The following is a 19,313-nucleotide window of genomic DNA, read 5'->3' as shown; positions in this document are numbered from 1 at the left end:
GGACGTGATCCGCCTATCATGGAGAAAAGGCAGGTAAAGGAGTCCCCATGGATGATTTGGTCAAACGACTCGAAGCGATGCTCGCTAAAGGTCAAAACAACACGTTGTTGCGTTTTTCCCTGGGCAAGGCGTATGTCGAGCAGGAACAGTACGACATTGCCGTCCCGCACTTACAGGCCGCGCTGGAGCTGGACGGGCAATATTCTGTTGCCTGGAAATGGCTAGGCAAGGCGCTGCAAGGGCAGGGCGATCTCGCCGGTGCCCGGCAGGCGTGGCAAAGCGGCATCGAGGCCGCGCAATCCCGCGGCGATCAACAGGTCATCAAAGAGCTGCAGGTTTTCCTGAAACGCCTTGATCGCGCCAGCCCGTTGTAAAACCCACAAGCAGATGTATCCCTCCCCGGGGCGCGGCACTTGGCGGATGTTGACGCCCTTGGCCGTGCGCTCTGTAATCGGAGGTATACGCCACCGATCACTGATGCAATAGCAATTATGGGCAGACTCATCGATTTACTTCCGCCATATCCCGGCGGCCAGGACCGCAACAGCAAAACGGCTCGCGATGCATTGCAGTCGTTATGGCGCGGCTTGAATATGCCCGATGAGTCCATGGACTACATCGACCTTTCGGGCGGGGAACCTGTGTTTCCCTCATCGTTTGCCGTGGGCACCGCAGCACAGGCCAGTATGGGCGCCGCCGCGCTGGCCGCGGCGGAGATCTGGCATCTGCGCGGCGGGACTCGGCAACGCGTGGCCATCGATATGCTGCATGCTGCGCAAGAATGCCGCAGTTATTTCACGCTGGATGGCGTGGAACACGAGATTCAAGACAAGTTGACGGGCACCTATCGCTGCGGCGACGGCGGCTGGGTGCGTATTCATGCCAACTTTGCGCATCATCGAGATGGCGCGCTGGCCCTGTTGGGCTGCCCCACGGGGCCCGAGACGACGCGAGCCATGGTCGAGCAGGCGCTGTCGCAGCGCAGCGCCCTCGAGTTCGAACAAGAGGCCGCCGATGCGGGATTGGTGGTGGCCGCAATGCGCCGTTTTGCCGACTGGGACCACCATCCGCAGGGCATGGCTATCGCAGGCCAGCCCGCGCTGAGCGTGACGCGCATTGGCGATGCGGATCCGCGTCCGTTGCCGAAATATTTACACGATGCCCGCCCCTTGAAAGACGTCCGCGTACTGGATCTGACCCGCATCATCGCCGGTCCCGTCTGTGGACGCGCGCTAGCCGCCTACGGCGCCGATGTTATGTTGATCAACTCGCCCCATCTGCCCAATATCGAGACGATTGCGGAAACGAGCCGGGGCAAGCTATCGGTGCATGCCGACCTGGAAACGGCGGATGGCCGGATCGCCCTGGCGAACCTGCTGCGCAGCGCGCATGTGTTTGTGCAGGGCTACCGACCGGGCGCGCTGCAGTCGTTGGGTTTCGGTCCGCAAGAGGTGGCCAATATGCGACCGGGCATTGTGTATGTATCGCTGTCGGCCTATGGCGACAGTGGTCCGTGGGCGCAGCGGCGTGGCTTTGATTCGCTGGTACAGACGGCCACCGGCTTCAATCATGCCGAAGCAGAAGCGGCAGGCATCAAGGAACCTAAGCCCATGCCCATGCAGATCCTGGATCATGCGTCGGGTTATCTGATGGCGTTTGGCGCGCAAGTCGCCCTGACACGTCAGGCGACCGAGGGCGGCAGTTGGCACGTGCGGGTGTCGCTGGCGCAAACGGCGCGCTGGCTGCGGTCGCTGGGCCGGGTGAGCGGTGGCTTGCGACGTCCCATGCCGCCGATCGAGAGCTATCTGGAATCCAGTCCATCGGGATATGGACAATTGACGGCAGTCAAGCACGCGGCCCAGTTTTCATTGACGCCGGCGCGCTGGTCCAGGCCGTCGGTGCCACCCGGCACCGATCCGACGGTGTGGCCGTTCAGTTAGCATGTTGAGTAAGTGCGTCGATCAGGCGCATTGGGCAATACGCCGCAATTGGGTAGACTCTCGTTTTTCCAAGGAGCTCGCATGTCTTCTGCCACCATCTATCACAACCCGCGCTGCAGCACGTCGCGTAACGTATTGCAGATGATCCGCGACGCCGGCATCGAGCCTACGATCATCGAATATCTCAAGTCGCCGCCGTCGCGTCAGACCTTGGCAGGCCTGATTGAGCAGTCGGGTCTGACGGTGCGCGACGCCGTGCGCGCCAAAGAGCCGCTCTATCAAGAGCTCGGCCTGGCCGCGTCCGATGTGACTGACGACGAATTGCTCGACGCCATGATCGAGAATCCCATCCTGATCAATCGTCCGTTCGTCGTGACGGAGCAGGGCGCCCGGCTATGTCGCCCGACCGAGTTGGTCAGCGAGATTTTGCCCTGAGCCTTTATCGGCGAAAAGATAGAAGTGCCGTCGTCGCAACGACGACGGCTAACGCTAACGTTGCGGTGGCTGTGATTGCGGCTGGCTGGCGCGCCAGTCTCGCAGCGCCTGCAGTGTATTGGCGACATGGCGGTCGGGGCTCATGTCGGTATAGGCATACAGAATTTTGTGATCCGGCGATATGACGTACGACACCCGCGTCGCGGTCTCGGGGCGACGGTCATGCGCGGCGTCATAGGCTTTGATGACGGTCTGATCGCCGTCGGCCGCCACCGCAAACTTACTGCGGCATTCGCTGACCGAGAATTTTTTCAAGGTCTCGATATCATCGGCAGAGACGCCGATGACCGTCGCGCCCAGCGCCTTGTAATCGTCGGTGGCCTCAGCAAAATTGCGAGCCTCGATCGTGCAACCTTGCGTAAAGGCCGCCGGATAAAAGTACAGCACCACCGGCCCTTGCTTGAGCGCCTCGTTGAGCTGGAACGTGAAGACTTCACCCCCCAGAGAGGCTGGCGCCGAAAAATCGGGCGCGGGCGCACCAACGGATAGCTCGGCGAACGCCGGCCAGGGGTTGACCAAGGCCGCAGCCAAGGTCAACAGGGGCAAGCAACGTTTGATCATTGATCGCTCGGGTTTGGTCAAAAATTAGTTCCAGCGACCGCCGGAACCCCCCAGGCTGAAGCGGCCGGCGCCCAAAAAGAGGACAGCCAGTGAGCTGAACAGGAACATGCCTTGCAATTCCAGCGCCCAACCGCCCTGGGCGTTCAGGCTACCGATTTGCCCCATATGCGCCAGCAAGATTGCCACCACCATGCTGCCCGTCATCAACAAGGCGCCCACGCGGCTATACAAACCCACGATGACCAGCAACGGACCCACGACTTCACCAAGATAAGCGCCATACGCGATAAAGGCAGGCAAGCCATGCGAGGTCAGCATACCCTCGATGCCCCCTACGCCGCTGGAGATCTTCATCAAGCCATGCAGCAAGATCAAAATACCTACCGCGAGGCGCAAAATAAGCTTGCCCGTGTCATCACACTTGATCATGTTGTCTCTCTTCGTCAAAGTCGTACGGTCGGTCAATAAACGATCCGGGTCACCACCCTTGGCAGGACTCACGCGCCATGGTGAATGCGCTCATTATTACAAATCTTTGGGCAATGGCAAGGATTCGTTGGATATACAGCAAAATGTGTGGAAATTCCTCGTTCTGTTCGAACGTTGACGAGGGTTGCGGCCCGCCTACCGCGGCGTGGTTGGCTATACGGCGCTCGGCGCCTTAATCCAGTCGTCACGCAGCAAGACGGGCGGCGCAAACTCAAGGTTTACGCAGAAATAACGCGTCGGGAATATCGTCAATCTCCGACAGGGTCAACGCGTCGCTAACCTGATTGGCGCCCGGGATGAAATTCAGGGCTGCGTCGGCGAGCAGTGGTACGCGAAATGTATTGCCTTGCCAGTGCTCGATAGGCAGCGCGGGGGATACGCCCGCCACCATTCGCAAGCCCGTCGCGTCCTGTTCAATCACGATATCGCCGTAGTACTCGTGCGTATATCGTCCGACGTAGCGTTTGGCGTCGATGTTCGACCCGGCGCCTGCGGGAGGCGTCCCGTGCAGACGACCGGGGCGATCGAGCAGGCCGGTCAGGGCCTCATGCCACTTGTCCCGCAGATCCGGCCAGATATCCTCGTCGGGCCGGTCGGCAAATAGCAGCGTCATCAACTTGTATTCCAGCGCATCGGGCACGCCCATGGGCGGTGTGTTGGTCAATATCACGATGCCCAGGCGTTGCGCCGGCATAAAGGAAATACGGGTATTGATGCCTTCTTCAAAGGCGCCGTTATGCTCCAGTACCTTGCGGCCTCGGTCATCGCGGACCTCTAGCCCCAATCCATAATGCAGTGTCGGAAAAGCCGGGTTGATGATGGTCTGAGCCGTCTGCGTTTCGCGCATCGCGTCTTCGGCGACGATGGGTTTGCCCTGATACTTTCCTTCATCCATTTCAAACGCGATAAAGCGCAGCATGTCGTTCAGCGTGGAATACACGCCACCAGCGGGGGCTTGCGCGTTATGGGGGTTCACATCGGTCGCGACCGCGCGTCCATTGACGAGCTCATGTGCGGCCGAGCGATTGTCGACTTTCAGAAATTCCTCGTGCGTGACAACGGTTTGGCTCATTCCCAGTGGCGTTATGATTCGGCTGCGCACCAGATCTTCCCATGACAGGTGTGCCGTACGCGCGGCCACTTCGCCCGCCAGAGTCAAGTTCCAGTTCGAATAGGCATATTGCGTACGAAAGGGGGTAGCCGGCGGCAGATAGCGCAATCGCCGAAAGACCTCGTCCCGCGAATAGCCAAAGATGACTTCCAGGTCTTCGCCATAAAACGCGGCATATCCCGTGCGTTGCGACATCAAATCACGCAGAGACATTTCGCTCGTGACATACGGGTCCCGAAAACGGATATCGGGCACTAAGTCCGAGACTCTGCTATCCCACTGCACCGTGCCTTCGCCGACCAGCGCGGCGACCGAGGCACCCGCGAAAACTTTGGACACCGAGGCCAACGGGAATAGCGTATCGGCATCCACCGGCTTGCCGCTGCGCGTATCGCGCACGCCATAGCCACGGGCGAGTACAGGCTGGCCATCGATCAAAATCCCCATCGCCAGGCCCGGCAAGCCGCTGCGCTCCATCACGTCGCGCAGATAGGTTTCAAAGGCGGGCAGTACGCGTTGCACCTGCTCGAGCGTGAGTGCCTGCTGGCGGGACGCGCCGGCCGTATCCAGGTTGTAGGCGTAGACCACGCCGCCCAGGCTGGCGACCGCGAGCGCCGCGGCTGCGACGGTCGCTACGCTCAAGCGTCGCAACGATGTCCATGACCGTCTGTCGCGTTGAACTTTGCTGTGCATGTTGGTTCTCCTGTTTTTGGACACGTCAAAAGCCGGTCTGATAAATCAGGCGCAGCAATCCCTGGTTGAACGACACACCTTGCTCCTGCTGCCGCAAGAATCCCGCCTGCACGATCAGTCCGATGTCCGTGACATACGCCACCGTGGCCGACAGGCCCCAATCCTGGTTATCGACAAAACCCTGGTCGGCCAGACTGCCTTGCAAGGCATGAAGCCCTCGGCGAGCCGCCGTGACCGTATACATCATGGGCCCCTTGGATAGCGTTGCCGATGCCACCAAATCCGTCGCGGCGGTCTGGGTACCCATAAAGCCACGTAGATGGACAGCCTCGCCAAACAGGCGCAGCCCCCACTTGTCCGAGAGTTGGGTCTCGTAGTTGACGTGGGCTTCGACACCGGTCTCGGCGCGCTGATCGTTGTCGCCTTTGCCTTGAGCCAGCCGGGCCACCGTAAATCCACCGCGCAAGCCGGGCAGGGAAGGGATATCGGAAATGTCGTACGAAATGCCGCCCGATTGCAGCCCATTGGTATTGCCCGGGCCGCCATCCTCGATACGAGGCAAGGCGGGATAGTCGTGGGCCCAGGTCTGGCTAAAAATCGTGTTGTCGCGCTTGAACAGGATGGACGTGATCGTATGGCGTGCCGAGGCGCCTTGCCACGTCCAGCGCCCACCCAGTCCCAGCGATCCGGGATAACTGTAGTCCCCCGAAAACCCGCTGTATATTCCGTCAATCGTTTGCCAGGCCTCTCCGTACCCCACCTCGAATTTGCCCGCGAAATAGGTCGCATGACCCGCGTCGTAGGTCACAAAGAGATTGCGCAGTTGGCCGTCCAGATCCTCAAAAGCCCGGTCATTAGGCCCATTGGCAAACGAGCGAAACTCGACCAGCCCCGATAGCGCCAGATTGGGCGACAGTTTGGCGACGGCGGCGCCCTGCAGGAACGGGTCCAACGTATGCCAAGTCGACGGCAGGCCGGCACCCTCCGGTCCCTTTACGTCAAAGAAATGGGCGTTTTCGATATAGCCGATGAGCCGGCCCGATATCTGCGGATAGCTTTCGTCAGGGGCGATCGTGGGATCAATCGCGGGATCCAGAAAAATCTCGGATTGCGAGGCCCACGCCGGACGAATCCCTAAGAGGCTGCTCAGCACCACCGAAAGAACGGCCGTGCCAGAAAGGGACCGCCGTCTTCGTAAGATCGACATGAGCAGGGTTTGCTGAAAGCAACAAAAAGTGCGTCGATATTAGCAATAAGCGCCATAACGCGACAAATTATTTTTGTTTGTTAACGATCTGCAAACCCTGCTTTATTCACCAGCCCGCCGCGTAAGCGGGTCGCCGAGGGTCCGCTCCACCCCAGCGGATACCGCTTTGCAGCTCGTGCCTGACGGCGCACAGCGCGCCAGCACGCCAACTGCGGTCTTTCCACCAATGCACCGCATGCCCCATGGCGGCAAGCTCGTCACCCACGCCGCGGGCGACCAAATCCTCGATCATGAGCCGGCCCGGCATGGCATTGTGGGGCTCGAACGAAGAGGGAAAACTAAAGGTCGCAAAGCGCGGTGCTTCGATCGCCTGCTGCACATCCATGCCGAAGACCTCGATATTCAAAAATGTCTGCAACATGGCCTGGCATTGAACATCGCCGCCCGGCGTACCAAAGGGCATGACATATTCCCCGGGCCGTATCGCCATCGAGGGGTTGGGGGTCAATCGGGGACGTCGCCCAGGGCCGACCCGGCAAGGATGCCCGGCCTCGGCCCACGATTGGCTGCCGCGCCCCGAGGCGCAGATGCCGGTGCCCGGAATAACCGGAATGTTGTAGGAGCCGTCGCTGGGGGTTGCCGAAAACGCGTTGCCGTCCTTGTCCACGACCGCCACATAAGAGGTATCCAATCGGGGATCCGTGCGCGCCGTATCATCGGGCCCGGTGGGGCGCAGGTCGATATCGCGTCTATACGGCAGACTACCGGCCGGGGGCATGTCGGGACCGGCGCGATCTGCCGCAATCATGGCCAGGCGTTGACGTGCATATTCCTTGGACAGCAGATCCCCTTGCGGGATTTGCGTGTGGCGCGGATCGGCATAGTGCACTTCGCGATCGGCAAAGGCGAGCTTGATGGCTTCGGTCAACAAATGCACATAGGCCGCGGAGTTATGGCCCAGCGCGCGCAAGTCGCGCGGCTCCAGGATGTTGAGCATCTGCAACAGCGACGGTCCCTGGCACCAAAAGCCGCAGCTGTGCACCTGCGTGCCACGAAAATCGGTGACAAGCGCGGGATCGACCTCAACGGAAAAGTCGCGTAAATCTTCGTGCGTGATCAGCCCGCCTTCTTGCTTGTGATAGTTGACGATCGCCGCTGCGATATCGCCCTCGTAGAACGCGCGTCGCGCCGCCGCCAGGCCCGCCAGTCGACCGTCGCCCTGGCACGTACGCTCCTCATCCGCCATGTACTGGATACTGGCGGCCAGATCGGTCTGACGAAACAGCGATCCTGCGGCGGGAGGCTTGCCGCCAGGCAGATAAATGGCGGCATTGGACGCCCAGCGGGCATAGTTCTTGGCGTTGTCGGCAAGCACTTCGGCCATCAACGGATACATGACGAAGCCATCACGCGCCAATTGGATAGCGCCGGCGGCCACCTCGCCAAAACTCATGGTGCCGAAACGCTCGAGCGCGGTAATCCACGCATCGGGCGCCGCGGGAATCACGGTGCGCAGCACGCCGGCCGGGATGGTGCCGCCGTGCTTTTCCAGAAAGGTTTCCAGCCGAGTGGCGCGGGGCCAGTAGCCCAAACCCGAAATGCTCCAGACTTTGCCTGTCTGCGCTTGATAAACCAGGATGGGGGCGACACCGCCAAAGTTGACGATGTCGCTTTGCACAACGCCGAGTGCGATACCCGCCGCCACGCCAGCGTCCACGGCGTTGCCGCCGGCCTGCAAAATATCCATGCCGGCCTGGGTCGCCAGATAATGGCCCGCCGAAATCATGTGGTTCAGGCCCGCCAGCGCGGGCCGCATCGAGGTCGGGGCGCTGCCGCTGGTCAGGTCAGGTGCGTAGGTCGTGGTGGACAAGAATGCCTCCGGATAAATGCTGTGCTCGCGCGGCAAAGAACACCGCGTGCGAGATTGGCTACATTATTGCGGCGAGAGTCCCAGTTTGCTCGTCACCCCTTTCCACCGCTTGAATTCGGCCTGTAGATAGCGCTTGAATTCTGCGGGTGAACTGCCCTCGATAATCACGTCGCGTTCTTCCATGGCACGGCGGACTTCGAGGGTGCCGAGCGCAACTTTAGTGGCCTGATACAAGGCGTCGACGATCTCCGTCGGTGTACCGCGCGCCACCAGCAGCCCGTACCACGAGCCGCCGACCATGGCGGGAAAGCCGCTTTCTTTGGCCGTCGGCACGTCCGGCAGACGCGCCAGGCGTTCTTCACTAAAGACAGCCAATGCCTTGAGCTTGCCGGCGCGCAACAAGGGGAGGGTCGTCCCCGGGGTGTCTAGCGTGTACTCCACTTGGCCCGCCATGACGTCGTTTAGCAGTGCCGAGCTTCCCTTGTAGGGAATGTGCACCGTCTTGATGCCGGTGTCCATGTTCAGTTGTTCAATGAAAAAGTAATTGGCGGTCATGACACCTGGCGAGGCGTAGTTGACCTCATTGGGACGAGCGCGCGCATAGTCCACCAGCTCGGGCAAGGTGTTGGGCGGAAACGCCGGATTCGCCACCAGGATGAATGGTCCGCCGCCGATCCGGGTTACGGGGACCAGATCATTCATGGGGTCATAGGTCAGGCCCTTGATCGTCAGCGGTGCGCCCGTCAATGGCGACGCGGTGGCAAACATCACCGTATAGCCGTCTGGCTGAGACCGGGCCACCTGCTGGGCCGCGATGGTGCCACTGGCGCCACCGCGATTTTCGACGACAACGGATTGTTTGAGCTCCTTGCCCAACTCCTGCGCCAGCACGCGCGCCACGGTGTCCGTTCCACCACCGGGCGGATAACCGACAAGCATGCGTATCGGCTTGTCAGGCCAGGGATCCGCTGCGAATGTCGTCGCGGGTTGCAGCAACCCGAGCAAACCGATGAGTCCTGATAACCCGATGGCCCGGCTGATGCGGGGGGTGGAACGCAAGAAGACAAATGCACGCGTCATCATAAAAATCTCCTGAGTGCTTCCCGGTCTGAAAAATCAAACTACTTATTCGCTGCCAAACCTAATTTGCGCACGATCTCGGCTTCCAACTGATACTGTTGCGCAGCATAGGCCTCGTAGTCTTTGCCATTCATATAAACGAGCTCTTGACCATACTGCGTCAATATCTGCTGAAAAGCCTCTGACTCAGCGACCTCTTTGAACACATCATGCAATGTCGCCACGACGTCGGGCGGCATGTCTTTGGGGCCGGCAATACCGAAAGGCGCGTTAGCGGGAGGGGTACCGTCCAGCTCATGCAGCGTAGGCGTCTCGGGATACTGCGCGCTGCGGTCTGCGCCCCAGGTCACAAGCATGCGCATTTTTCCGGCTTTCACCAACGGCTGCACCGTGGTCGAGCCCGCATAGGCGGTGACCTGGCCGCCGACGACAGCCGTCAGCACGTCTGATTCGCCTTTGTACGGAATATGGCGCCAGGTGACGCCATTGCGTGTAGCGATTTCCTCCATCATCACATTGGACGCACTACCTACGCTGGCCGTCCCGTAGGTGACCTCGTCGGGATTTTTCTTGGCATAGCTGATGAAATCGCCCCACGTTTTATAGGGCGAATCCGCGGGTACTGCGACACCGAGCGTATAACCGCTGAGCATCATGATGTAGGTAAAGTCTTTCGTGGGGTCATAGCCCATATTTTGAATATGGGGCATGCGGTAGACCGGACTAGGCAGCACGGCCAGTGTATAGCCATTGGGCTCGGCCGACTTGATCGCGCGCGCGCCCAGCGTGGCGCCTGCGCCACCGCGGTTTTCGATGACGATGGACTGGCCCAGCTTGGGCGCGACCAGCTCTGCAAATCGGCGAATCACGGTGTCCGTGGAACCCCCTGGCTGATAAGGCACCACAATATGCAGAGGATGAGTCGGGAATGCATCGGCAGCCTGTGCTGGCGTCGACGCCAGCGCGGCGGTGCTGCTCAGCACGGCGACGGCGAGCATGGCGGCTATAGGGTGCCCAGTTGTCGCGGGTCTCGCCTTAACGAGGGTATTCGAAAGAAACGTTGTCATGGTGAACTCCACTCGATTCAGGCCGCTGCCCAAGCTTGCGCCAATGCGCGCTGGAAATTGCCGCCCACCACGCCCAGAATCTGACTGTCGGTCAGCCCCGCTTGATGCAGTGCTTGGGTAAAGGCAGGGAACTGTGCCGGCGTCGGCGTCTCGACGGGGTAGCGGGCTTGCATCACATCGCCAAACGCATCAGAAAAATCACCGCCCGATTTGGCATATTTAGTGCGCGACATCACCATCACGTGGCGCACGGCCTCGTAGGTGTCGACAGAGGGAAAGTCCGTCCCGATGCCCACGTGGTCATAGCCGACCAGTTCGCCGATGTACTTCACATTGGCGACAAAATCCGATAGCAGCGGTTGCTGCCGAGGGTCGCCACGCCAACTCAGATAAGCATGGATGCTGCAGCCCACCACGCCGCCTGTCGCGGCTACCGCCTTGATGACGTCGTCCGATTTATTGCGCGGGCGCTTGATCACGGCATTGGCATTGGCGTGCGTCAGGAACACGGGCTTGCTGCTACGATGCGCGGCATCGAGGCAGGTCTGAGGCGCGCAATGACTCAGGTCGATCGCCATGCCGACGCGGTTCATTTCGTCGATCATATTCAGGCCGAGATCGCTCAAGCCCGCGTTACGCTTTTCCAGGCAGCCATCGCCCAACAGGTTTGCCTCGTTGTAGGTCAATTGGATAACGCGAATGCCGAGCGTGTGAAAGAGGGCGACGCGGTCAATCTGGTCGCCCAACGGCTTGCCGTTTTGCCAGCCCATGATCAAGCCCAATTTGCCGGTCTCTTTAGCGCGCACAATATCCTCGGGCTTTTCGATCAGGACCCAGGCGCTGTCCGGTTCGGCGCAGCGTTGACGCCAGGCCATCGCATCCTTGATCGCCTGTTCAAAGTCCGCACTCATGTCGCTGACAGTGACGTTGATGGCGCTGACGCCGCCCTCGAGCATGTCGCGCGTGCTCCCGTCGCTAAAGAAAACTAATCCGTCGATGATGGTGGCGCGATGGTGCAAATCGGCGCTGTGGCTATCCATAAGTGGCTTCTCTTGTAATAGGGTCATGATGGGAGACGAAAGAATCAGCGAAAACGGGGAAACGAGAGATGCGATCCGCGCGGGCTACGTTCCATAGCGGTCGAAACGGAACGGCTGAAGATCGACGGTGGGCCGTTGCCCCTGAATCAATTGCGCCATGGCTTCGCCGGCCGCCGGGCCGATGCCGAAGCCATGGCCCGAGAACCCCGATGCGAGATACAAGCCAGGCAGGTCAGGCACGGCATCCATCACCGGCATCGCATCCGGCGTGACATCGATATAGCCGGCCCAGGACTGCGCGACACGGGCGTCGCGAAAGACCGGAAAAGCGTGTGTCAGCCGCCGCCACGCCTGGTCGATGCCACGTTCGGAGGGCAGGGGATCCAGCACGCGGTGCCGCTCGAACGGCGACACGTCATCTGTCGAGAAATGACGCGGGATGGACAGCTCTTCAAAAAAGCGCTTGCCGAATCTCAGCCTGACAAAATTGCGATTCGCCAGCCAGGCGCGGCCAAAATGGCGCATTAAACGAAAGCTGTCGGGCACGACGTCGGCCATCGACGCCCCGAACTGCGACACGGTATAGCCACCGTCAGCGCGCTTGCGGCAGGTAAAGTCCTTGCCGTTGACGGCCGCGGCCAGGCCCGCGTCAATGGGTGCTGTGCGCAGAACGGAACCCCGTACTTTCAGCTGCGGAAAATCGGCGCCCAGATTGCCGCAAAACAAGCGGGACCAGGCGCCGGCGGCGACCAGGACAGAAGACGTGGCAACGCGGCCATGCTCGGTCAGCACGGCGCAGATCCGACCGGCGCTACGCTCGATCCCGCGCACCGCGCAGTCTTCGAATAGGAGTGCGCCCGCCGCGCGCGCCAGCGCGGCAATGGCCGGCGCGGCCAATTGCGGCTCGGCGACGCCATCTGTCGCGCTATACATCGCGCCCGTCCAGGCCCGGGCGGTTTGCGGCAACATTTGCCGTGCCTCGTGACGACTCAATTGCCGGGCATCCACGCCGTAAGCGCGCGCACTATCCATCCAGGCGTGATGCCCGGACGCATCTGCGTCGTCCTCTTGCAAATACAGCATGCCGCTGCGACGAAAACCGACGTCTATCTTGTTCTGGATGTCGCCCCACAATACGTTGGCGCGTTGCGCCAGCGGGACTTCGGGCAGGTCGCGACCCAAGGTCCGAACCCAGCCCCAGTTGCGCGACGATTGCTCGCACGCCACGGCGCCTTTTTCGAATAACGCGACCCGCACGCCCGCGCGGGCGAGGGCATAGGCTGCGCTGACACCGATAATCCCGCCGCCAATGACCGCCACATCCACGGCGTCCGGCAACGCGCCAGCAGCGCCGAAGAGCTGGCGATTTGGGGCGGATCCGCGAATCGTCGCAGCGTCTTGAAAAGCGGACATCTGGGCCAAATGAGAGAAGACCAACACGGACCTCAATGAAGGATTGCTAGGGAATGCTCACCTTGAATTATCGATATGCGATAATTAAAAGTGTATAGCGATAATTAATTGTGCTTTTATACTGCATGTCCGTCGGCCCAACAACGTAAGGGTTTCCCTAGGGCACCTGCGCATGGCCGCCGCATCGCACGACCAGGTCCGTATCCCGGCCATCTTTGGAGCCCGCATGTCTGACACTTCCGCCCTGATGATCCAGTCATTGGAGAAAGGTCTGTCCGTGCTCGAGTCTTTTCGCGCTCACGCGTCGCTGAGCTTGCAGGAGATTGCGCGAGTCAATGGCATTACGATGGGCTCTGCGCAGCGCGTGGCGCACACGCTGGAGCAAACCGGCTACCTGTTCAAAGACCCGCGTAGCAAGCGCTACAGCACCACGGTCAAGAGCGTGGGCCTGGGTTACAGCTACTTGTATCGACAGCCCTTGTTCCAACATGCGCACGCCGTACTGCACCAGCTCAACCAGGAGTGCGGCGAGATCGTCAACCTAGGCGTCCCGGATAACGAGGACAACATCGTCTTTGTGATGCGGGTGGCGCCCGCGCGGCATATCCCCGAATACATGCCGGTCGGCTCGCGCATCCCGTGCATCGCGACGGCCTCTGGCCGGGCGCTATGGGCGCAACTCCCGCCGGCCGAGCTTGATCGCAAACTTCGTACCGTGGCGCGTATCAAGCACAACCCGCGCACGACAACCGACCCCAAGATACTGCGTGCCCTGATTGATGAGGCGCGGCGCGACCAGTATGGCTACGCGGACGAGGAGTTTTATGCCGGCGACCTGAACGTTGCCGCTGTCGTCCACAATGAGGCCGGCACGCCCATTGGCGCCGTCAATATCTCGGTACCCAAGCCACGCTGGTCATTGGAACGTGCGCGGCAGGAACTCGGGCCGCTCGTCATCCGGGCGGCGCGCGCGATCAGCACGCATCGCTAAACGGGCGGGGCACTGACAGCCCCGATACCGCTATGGCAATGACAGGCTACGCTGACGGCTGCCCAAATCCCGTCAGCACCATCCCGATCACCCGATCGACCTGCTTTTGATCGAGCTCGTAGGCGGGTTGCGCGGGTAGGGCCTGATCGGGATCCTTGGCCAGCAGCTCAAAGCGCCGTGACACCGGATCCAGGTTGGCCAGCATATGAATGGACGCACCGCGCGCAAACTCGTAATGCCAAATGACTTCCTCGCGGCTAAGCGCCGGAAACGTCTTCGCCATGGCATCGATGAAACGCCGGGCCGCATGCTGGTTCAAGTCAAAGTTGTGATAGCCCGCCCGCACGTCCACCCGCATCTGAAACACGCTGCGCACATAGAGGCTACCGCCGTCGGCAGAGCGTGACATCGTCAGTACGGGTTCGATCAGGGCGGCGAGAATCTGGCGCGGCGCCAGCGCTTGCCCGGCGGCGTCCTGTTCCAGCGCATCCAGTCGAACCAAGCGCTCGCGATTGACGTCCCCGGTGATTTCGCGGTGGGCGAGGCTGATCAGTCCGTCCTTGGACTGGAAGTAATAATTCACCGCCGCCCCGTTAGCGCCCGATGCCGCCGTAATGTCCCGCACGGTCGTGCCACTGGGGCCTTTCCGGGCGACGAGTTCCTTGGCCGCCGCCAGAATGGCCTGGCGCCGGGGGCTATTTCGGGTGTCGCTCGTTTCGAATTCTTGCATCGTGCGCTGATTCTGCCTCGGGTGATTCAATCCGGCGTATCCGGGTTTTCATGGGGGAAAGAGACTTGCATTGATGGCCTGCTCGATATGATAATTCAAACGTTAATTTCAAACATTTGTTTTATACATCCATATGAGCTTGAATTCTCTCCCCTCGACAGATCTCGCCGCATTGTCCATTGCCGAGGCTAGCCGCGGGATAGCCAGTGGGGATTGGCGACCCACTGATTTGTTGCAGGCGATATTCGACCGGCTGGATGCGGTCGACGGCGTGATCCACTCCTATTTGCGCACGGATCGCGAGGCAGCCCTGGCGGCAGCCGGCCAAGCGGACTTGCGTGCCGAGCAGGGCACGCGCCTGGGCGCGCTGGATGGCATCCCGTTCGCGGTCAAGGACAATATCTATACCAGTGGATTGGCTACCACGGGCGGGTCGCGGGTACCGCAGCACCATGATCCCGCGCTGCACGCGACGCTGGTGGCACGTCTGCAGGCTGCGGGCGCCATTCTCGTGGGCAAGCTGAACACCTGGGAATATGGCACCGGCACCGGCGCCGTGCATTTCGACCTGGACGCGCCACCGGCTCATAACCCCTGGCATCCCGATCATTTCACCGGCGGGTCGTCTAGCGGCTCGGGCGCCGCGGTGGCTGCCGGTACGGCGTACTTTGCGATCGGGACCGATACCGGCGGCTCGGTACGATTGCCCGCCGCCGCGTGCGGCGTGGTCGGGCTCAAGCCCACCTTTGGCCGCGTCAGCCGTCACGGCATCATGCCGAACTGCCCGAGCTTTGATATCGCGGGGCCGCTGACCGTGACCGTCGAAGACGCCTGCCTGGTCTACGAGGCCATCGCGGGCCACGACCCGGCCGACCCGACGACGCTGAACCATTCTGTGGAACCTGTGTTGCCGACCCTGCGCGACGGCGTCAAGGGGCTGCGTGTCGGTCTGGTTCGTCGTCTGGATCCCGTCGATGATGTAGAGCCTGCGATTGCCCAGGCGCTCGACCAGGCCTGCGAGGCGCTGCGCGCCCAAGGCGCACACGTCGCCGAGATCAGCCTGCCCATCGCGGCGGCCGAGTATCGGTCCGTAGCCGCGCCGATTAACCGCAGTGAGAGTTACGCCGCGAATGAGCGGGACTATCTGGAACATCGCGACCTGATGGGCCGCGCCTTGCGGGAAAAACTGGACGTGGGCAAAGACATGCGCGCGTCGATCTATCTCGGGGCGCTACGCCAGCGCCAGGACCTGATCGCGCGCACGGACGCTGTGTTTGCGGACGTGGACGTTTTGCTGCTGCCCATGACGGATCGAGTGGCGCCCTTGTTGTCGGATGAACAGTCCGTCATTGCCTTCACCACGCGCTCGGCAGGTAGTCCGTTTTCCTTGACGGGCCATCCCGCCGTATCCGTGCCCGCGGGCTTTAACGATAAGGGATTGCCAGTCGCCGTCCAACTGGTAGCGGGATTTTTGCAAGAGGCACGCCTGATGCGTTGCGCACGCGTTCTGGAATGCCACTTTACGCCCGAGCCACTGCGCGCCAAGGTCCTGCCGGGGGCCGCACGCCAACCTTGAGATCGCGAGAGGACGTCACGCGAAATCAAATTTCCATTCAACGATTGCCTAAGGAAGCCTAAAGATGAAAATTTCGAAGTTTTTACGCTGTGCCATTCCGCTGTGCCTGGGCCTGCTGACGACGCCGGCGGCGATGGCCGCCGATCCGTATCCCAGCCAACCCGTCAATCTAATCGTCGGCTTCTCGGCTGGCGGACCGACGGACCTGATCGCGCGCCTGATCGCCGAGCATCTCGGTACGGATCTGGGCGAGAAATTCATTGTGGAAAACAGGGCTGGCGCAGGCGGAAATATTGCCACCAAAGCCGCCGCCCGCAGCAAGCCCGACGGCTATACAGGGATGGTCGCGAGCTTGAACCTCACCATCAACCCGTGGATGACCGCCGACATCGACGTCGACACCCGCAAGGATTTCATGCCCGTGCGCACGGTGGCGATCGCCCCGACGGTATTGGTGGTGAACAATGATTTCCCGGCGAAAAACGTCAAGGAATTCCTGGAAGCCGTTCGCCAGTCACCCGATAAATACAACGCGTCGGCACAAGGTTCATCGCCCTTGCTCGCGGCGGAATTGTTTACGGAATTGACCGGCACCAAAATCACGCCGATTCCTTATAAGGGCGCCGCGCCGGCCATGGTGGATTTGATCGCTGGTCACGTCGACATGTCTTTTGCCACGCTGGGCTCGGTGCTGCCGCACATCCGCAGCGGCAAAGTGCGCGTACTGGCCGTGGCGTCGCCCGAGCGCTATGTCCTGCTGCCCGACACGCCGACCTTTGCCGAATCCGGTCTGCCGGACTTCAGCTTTGATTCCTGGACGGGGCTGGTGATGCCCGCCGGCACGCCGCCGGCCGTGATCGAAAAGCTGAAAGTCTCGCTCGACAAACTCGTGGTATCGCCGAAATTTGAAAAGCAGGTGCACGAGATCGGCATGACGCCGGTCTTGAAAGACTCGCCAGAGCAGTTTGCCAAGACGATCGACAAAGAACTCAAGCTGTACGAAAAACTCGCTGCGTCGGCTCGCAAAAAAGTCGAAAAATAAGGCGTTGCAAGATCCAGATCGCTGAGTAATCTCGATCTGAAAACTACATAAAAAACGCTGGCCGGGGTGACCGGGCCAGCGTTTTTTACGTCGTGATCGTCACATGATGCGATCCAAATGGATTGCCGCGTGACCACGCCTGAATAGGCTGTGTCACGCACACACACTCAGCCAAATTTCTTCTGCAATTCCTCGCAGATATCGTCCAGCGACTCCACGTCTGCAAATTTCATATCCAGGTCGAACAGATTGGCCTTATGAGCCTGCGCGCTGCGATCGCCGCAGGCCTCTTCGACGAGCACGATGCGGAAGTTATGCGAGAACGCGTCGACGGCCGATGCGCGTACGCAGCCCGAGGTCGAAATGCCGACCATGATCACCGTGTCGACTTCGTCGTAACGTAAAAAATCAGCCAGCATCGTGCCGAAAAAGGCCGACGGCTTGTTTTTCATGATGACGCGGTCGCCGAGTTGCGGGCCATATGATGCCGGCCATTCGTCCGCTTTCGGATCGGCGACAAACTCCACATCGTCGGGCTTGGCCAGCTTTAGATTCCACGCGCCGCGATAAGCGGGCAGGGAACGATCGTCGCGACGGCTGTAATAGACCGGCAGGTTGAGTTTGCGAAAGAGGGCGGTGATGCGATCCAGGGCGCTGATCAATTCGGGCATGGCCGCGCCGCAGAACGAATAGGACGGATCCACAAACATATGCGTGGTGTCGATATTCACCAGCGCCGGACGTTTGCCGATACCGATGCGATTAGCGAACCCCCCTTTACGGTAGGTTTCGAGTTCTTCGTCGGGCACGTAGCCGCGCCACTTTTCCAGCTTGTCCATCAAAGCGTTGCTCCTTACTGCAAGGTTTGTTGCATAGCGAGACCGCGGCATCAGCGCCGCGGTGCACGTCATTGTTGTGTGATGCCGTTTTTACGGATTACTTCGCCCCATTTTTCGGTCTCGGACTGGACCAGTGCACGAAATTCCTCGGGGGTGCCGCCACCGGGACGGCCCGCCATGGCCCGGATGCGTTGGCTGATCTCCGGATCGGTCAAGATTTGATTGACCGTGGCATTCAGGCGCTGAACCACCTCGGGCGGCGTACCGGCGGGAACAAAGATGCCATTCCAGGACAGCACTTCAAAATCGGGATATCCCGCCTCTGCCATCGTAGGAACGTCGGGCAGATCGGGCAGACGTTCCTTGTCAGCGACGGCTAGCGGCCGCAGACTGCCATCCTTCATGCTGGGCAGGGCGGACAGCGCGGTCTTGAATCCCGTCTGCACATGGCCGGCGATCACGTCAGTCAGCGCGGGCGCCGCCCCCTTGTAGGGAACATGCAGCAAATCCGTGCCCGTGCGCAGCTTGAACAACTCGCCAGCCAGGTGCGGCGAACTGCCCGAGCCCGACGAGGCATAGGTCAGCTTGCCCGGCGAGGCCTTCGCCGCGGCAACCAGCTCGTCCACCGTTTTGACCGGCAGCGACGACGTCACGACCAAGACGCTGGGTGACGACATGAATTGGACGACGGGTATGAAGTCCTTATTCACGTCGTGGCGGATATTCTTCAGCAAGCTCGCGTTGATGGTGTTAGCAATCGTGCCCAGCAAGAGCGTATAGCCGTTGGCGGGTGCTTTGGCGACTTCTTCGCTGGCGATGTTGCCGTTCACGCCCGGTTGGTTCTTGACCACGACGGGCTGTTTTAACGCCGTCTGCATGTGGCCGGCGATCAGGCGCGTGATGACATCGCTGGCGCCGCCAGGCGGAAAGCCGATGATGAACGTAATCGGTTTGCTGGGGTAAGCGTCTGCACTCATCGCAGGTACTGCGGCGGCGAGCATCGTTACGCCAAAAGCGGCGATCGCCGCCCGTTTGAACAGAACAGTCATGGTTTTCCCTTGTGCGTTTTGTGCAATGGATGGGTTACGCCACCCGTATTCTTGACACTGCACCTGCATTCTAGGCACGAGGTGGTCGACCCTGCAGCGAGTATTTCAAACGTCCAAACG

At 60.7% G+C, this 19,313-nt stretch carries 18 protein-coding genes; 6 read left to right on the top strand and 12 right to left on the bottom strand.

The window, feature by feature from the left end; translation table 11 throughout:
* The first annotated feature begins 47 nt into the window (after positions 1-47).
* From ACNAZS_RS01125 to arsC, 3 genes are all read left to right on the top strand, one after another.
* Positions 48-374 carry a tetratricopeptide repeat protein gene (locus ACNAZS_RS01125; protein WP_415785300.1) on the top strand — a complete coding sequence of 109 codons (327 nt, stop codon included), beginning with the start codon at positions 48-50 and terminating at the stop codon, positions 372-374.
* 117 nt (positions 375-491) lie between these two features.
* On the top strand, positions 492-1,940 hold the full coding sequence (locus tag ACNAZS_RS01120) for a CoA transferase (RefSeq protein WP_415785298.1): 1,449 nt from the start codon (positions 492-494) through the stop codon (positions 1,938-1,940).
* 81 nt (positions 1,941-2,021) lie between these two features.
* Positions 2,022-2,375 (top strand): arsenate reductase (glutaredoxin), encoded by a 354-nt coding sequence (arsC, locus tag ACNAZS_RS01115; RefSeq protein WP_415785296.1) that lies wholly within the window; start codon positions 2,022-2,024, stop codon positions 2,373-2,375.
* Between the two features lie 54 nt (positions 2,376-2,429).
* Here the strand turns inward: arsC and ACNAZS_RS01110 are convergent, their stop codons facing one another.
* The 9 genes from ACNAZS_RS01110 to ACNAZS_RS01070 form a co-directional block, all read right to left on the bottom strand.
* Complete coding sequence (locus tag ACNAZS_RS01110; protein WP_415785294.1) at positions 2,430-2,996, bottom strand: peroxiredoxin; 567 nt, start codon at positions 2,994-2,996, stop codon at positions 2,430-2,432.
* A gap of 24 nt (positions 2,997-3,020) precedes the next feature.
* Entirely contained in the window at positions 3,021-3,425 is a 405-nt protein-coding gene (locus tag ACNAZS_RS01105) for a DoxX family protein (protein WP_415785291.1), read from the bottom strand.
* A 271-nt stretch (positions 3,426-3,696) separates the two neighbouring features.
* Complete coding sequence (locus ACNAZS_RS01100) at positions 3,697-5,289, bottom strand: serine hydrolase (RefSeq protein ID WP_415785289.1); 1,593 nt, start codon at positions 5,287-5,289, stop codon at positions 3,697-3,699.
* A 25-nt stretch (positions 5,290-5,314) separates the two neighbouring features.
* On the bottom strand, positions 5,315-6,496 hold the full coding sequence (locus ACNAZS_RS01095; RefSeq protein WP_415785287.1) for a hypothetical protein: 1,182 nt from the start codon (positions 6,494-6,496) through the stop codon (positions 5,315-5,317).
* A 106-nt stretch (positions 6,497-6,602) separates the two neighbouring features.
* Positions 6,603-8,366, bottom strand: coding sequence for a gamma-glutamyltransferase family protein (locus ACNAZS_RS01090; protein WP_415785285.1), 1,764 nt, complete (start codon positions 8,364-8,366; stop codon positions 6,603-6,605).
* A gap of 63 nt (positions 8,367-8,429) precedes the next feature.
* On the bottom strand, positions 8,430-9,449 hold the full coding sequence (locus tag ACNAZS_RS01085; protein ID WP_415785283.1) for a Bug family tripartite tricarboxylate transporter substrate binding protein: 1,020 nt from the start codon (positions 9,447-9,449) through the stop codon (positions 8,430-8,432).
* A gap of 38 nt (positions 9,450-9,487) precedes the next feature.
* Positions 9,488-10,513: a Bug family tripartite tricarboxylate transporter substrate binding protein gene (locus ACNAZS_RS01080; protein ID WP_415785281.1), complete on the bottom strand. Its 1,026-nt coding sequence runs from the start codon at positions 10,511-10,513 to the stop codon at positions 9,488-9,490.
* Between the two features lie 17 nt (positions 10,514-10,530).
* Positions 10,531-11,553 carry a membrane dipeptidase gene (locus ACNAZS_RS01075; RefSeq protein WP_415785279.1) on the bottom strand — a complete coding sequence of 341 codons (1,023 nt, stop codon included), beginning with the start codon at positions 11,551-11,553 and terminating at the stop codon, positions 10,531-10,533.
* A gap of 84 nt (positions 11,554-11,637) precedes the next feature.
* Positions 11,638-12,966, bottom strand: coding sequence for an NAD(P)/FAD-dependent oxidoreductase (locus ACNAZS_RS01070; protein ID WP_415785277.1), 1,329 nt, complete (start codon positions 12,964-12,966; stop codon positions 11,638-11,640).
* A 226-nt stretch (positions 12,967-13,192) separates the two neighbouring features.
* Here ACNAZS_RS01070 and ACNAZS_RS01065 point away from each other — a divergent pair, with 226 nt between their 5' ends.
* Positions 13,193-13,957 (top strand): IclR family transcriptional regulator, encoded by a 765-nt coding sequence (locus tag ACNAZS_RS01065; RefSeq protein WP_415785275.1) that lies wholly within the window; start codon positions 13,193-13,195, stop codon positions 13,955-13,957.
* 46 nt (positions 13,958-14,003) lie between these two features.
* Here the strand turns inward: ACNAZS_RS01065 and ACNAZS_RS01060 are convergent, their stop codons facing one another.
* On the bottom strand, positions 14,004-14,687 hold the full coding sequence (locus tag ACNAZS_RS01060; RefSeq protein WP_415785273.1) for a TetR/AcrR family transcriptional regulator: 684 nt from the start codon (positions 14,685-14,687) through the stop codon (positions 14,004-14,006).
* A 133-nt stretch (positions 14,688-14,820) separates the two neighbouring features.
* Here ACNAZS_RS01060 and ACNAZS_RS01055 point away from each other — a divergent pair, with 133 nt between their 5' ends.
* Both ACNAZS_RS01055 and ACNAZS_RS01050 read left to right on the top strand, forming a co-directional pair.
* Positions 14,821-16,263, top strand: coding sequence for an amidase (locus tag ACNAZS_RS01055; protein WP_415785271.1), 1,443 nt, complete (start codon positions 14,821-14,823; stop codon positions 16,261-16,263).
* Between the two features lie 64 nt (positions 16,264-16,327).
* A complete protein-coding gene (locus tag ACNAZS_RS01050; RefSeq protein WP_415785269.1) occupies positions 16,328-17,305 on the top strand; it encodes a Bug family tripartite tricarboxylate transporter substrate binding protein in 978 nt (325 codons plus the stop codon).
* Positions 17,306-17,472: 167 nt separating this feature from the next.
* Here the strand turns inward: ACNAZS_RS01050 and ACNAZS_RS01045 are convergent, their stop codons facing one another.
* Positions 17,473-18,144 carry an isochorismatase family protein gene (locus ACNAZS_RS01045; RefSeq protein WP_415785267.1) on the bottom strand — a complete coding sequence of 224 codons (672 nt, stop codon included), beginning with the start codon at positions 18,142-18,144 and terminating at the stop codon, positions 17,473-17,475.
* A 68-nt stretch (positions 18,145-18,212) separates the two neighbouring features.
* Positions 18,213-19,193: a Bug family tripartite tricarboxylate transporter substrate binding protein gene (locus ACNAZS_RS01040; protein WP_415785265.1), complete on the bottom strand. Its 981-nt coding sequence runs from the start codon at positions 19,191-19,193 to the stop codon at positions 18,213-18,215.
* Positions 19,194-19,313: the final 120 nt, after the last annotated feature.

The organism is Bordetella tumulicola, assembly GCF_965138755.1.
Taxonomy (GTDB): Bacteria; Pseudomonadota; Gammaproteobacteria; order Burkholderiales; family Burkholderiaceae_B; genus Bordetella_A; species Bordetella_A tumulicola.
This window is presented reverse-complemented; position numbering and strand designations above follow the sequence as displayed.

What these genes read in the sequence shown, in the direction of transcription:
- ACNAZS_RS01125 (WP_415785300.1), top strand. Translation starts at nt 48, where the DNA reads ATGGATGATTTGGTCAAACGACTCGAAGCGATGCTCGCTAAAGGTCAA.
- ACNAZS_RS01120 (WP_415785298.1), top strand. Translation starts at nt 492, where the DNA reads ATGGGCAGACTCATCGATTTACTTCCGCCATATCCCGGCGGCCAGGAC.
- arsC (WP_415785296.1), top strand. Translation starts at nt 2,022, where the DNA reads ATGTCTTCTGCCACCATCTATCACAACCCGCGCTGCAGCACGTCGCGT.
- ACNAZS_RS01110 (WP_415785294.1), bottom strand. Translation starts at nt 2,996, where the DNA reads ATGATCAAACGTTGCTTGCCCCTGTTGACCTTGGCTGCGGCCTTGGTC.
- ACNAZS_RS01105 (WP_415785291.1), bottom strand. Translation starts at nt 3,425, where the DNA reads ATGATCAAGTGTGATGACACGGGCAAGCTTATTTTGCGCCTCGCGGTA.
- ACNAZS_RS01100 (WP_415785289.1), bottom strand. Translation starts at nt 5,289, where the DNA reads ATGCACAGCAAAGTTCAACGCGACAGACGGTCATGGACATCGTTGCGA.
- ACNAZS_RS01095 (WP_415785287.1), bottom strand. Translation starts at nt 6,496, where the DNA reads ATGTCGATCTTACGAAGACGGCGGTCCCTTTCTGGCACGGCCGTTCTT.
- ACNAZS_RS01085 (WP_415785283.1), bottom strand. Translation starts at nt 9,449, where the DNA reads ATGATGACGCGTGCATTTGTCTTCTTGCGTTCCACCCCCCGCATCAGC.
- ACNAZS_RS01080 (WP_415785281.1), bottom strand. Translation starts at nt 10,513, where the DNA reads ATGACAACGTTTCTTTCGAATACCCTCGTTAAGGCGAGACCCGCGACA.
- ACNAZS_RS01075 (WP_415785279.1), bottom strand. Translation starts at nt 11,553, where the DNA reads ATGGATAGCCACAGCGCCGATTTGCACCATCGCGCCACCATCATCGAC.
- ACNAZS_RS01070 (WP_415785277.1), bottom strand. Translation starts at nt 12,966, where the DNA reads ATGTCCGCTTTTCAAGACGCTGCGACGATTCGCGGATCCGCCCCAAAT.
- ACNAZS_RS01065 (WP_415785275.1), top strand. Translation starts at nt 13,193, where the DNA reads ATGTCTGACACTTCCGCCCTGATGATCCAGTCATTGGAGAAAGGTCTG.
- ACNAZS_RS01060 (WP_415785273.1), bottom strand. Translation starts at nt 14,687, where the DNA reads ATGCAAGAATTCGAAACGAGCGACACCCGAAATAGCCCCCGGCGCCAG.
- ACNAZS_RS01055 (WP_415785271.1), top strand. Translation starts at nt 14,821, where the DNA reads ATGAGCTTGAATTCTCTCCCCTCGACAGATCTCGCCGCATTGTCCATT.
- ACNAZS_RS01050 (WP_415785269.1), top strand. Translation starts at nt 16,328, where the DNA reads ATGAAAATTTCGAAGTTTTTACGCTGTGCCATTCCGCTGTGCCTGGGC.
- ACNAZS_RS01045 (WP_415785267.1), bottom strand. Translation starts at nt 18,144, where the DNA reads ATGGACAAGCTGGAAAAGTGGCGCGGCTACGTGCCCGACGAAGAACTC.
- ACNAZS_RS01040 (WP_415785265.1), bottom strand. Translation starts at nt 19,193, where the DNA reads ATGACTGTTCTGTTCAAACGGGCGGCGATCGCCGCTTTTGGCGTAACG.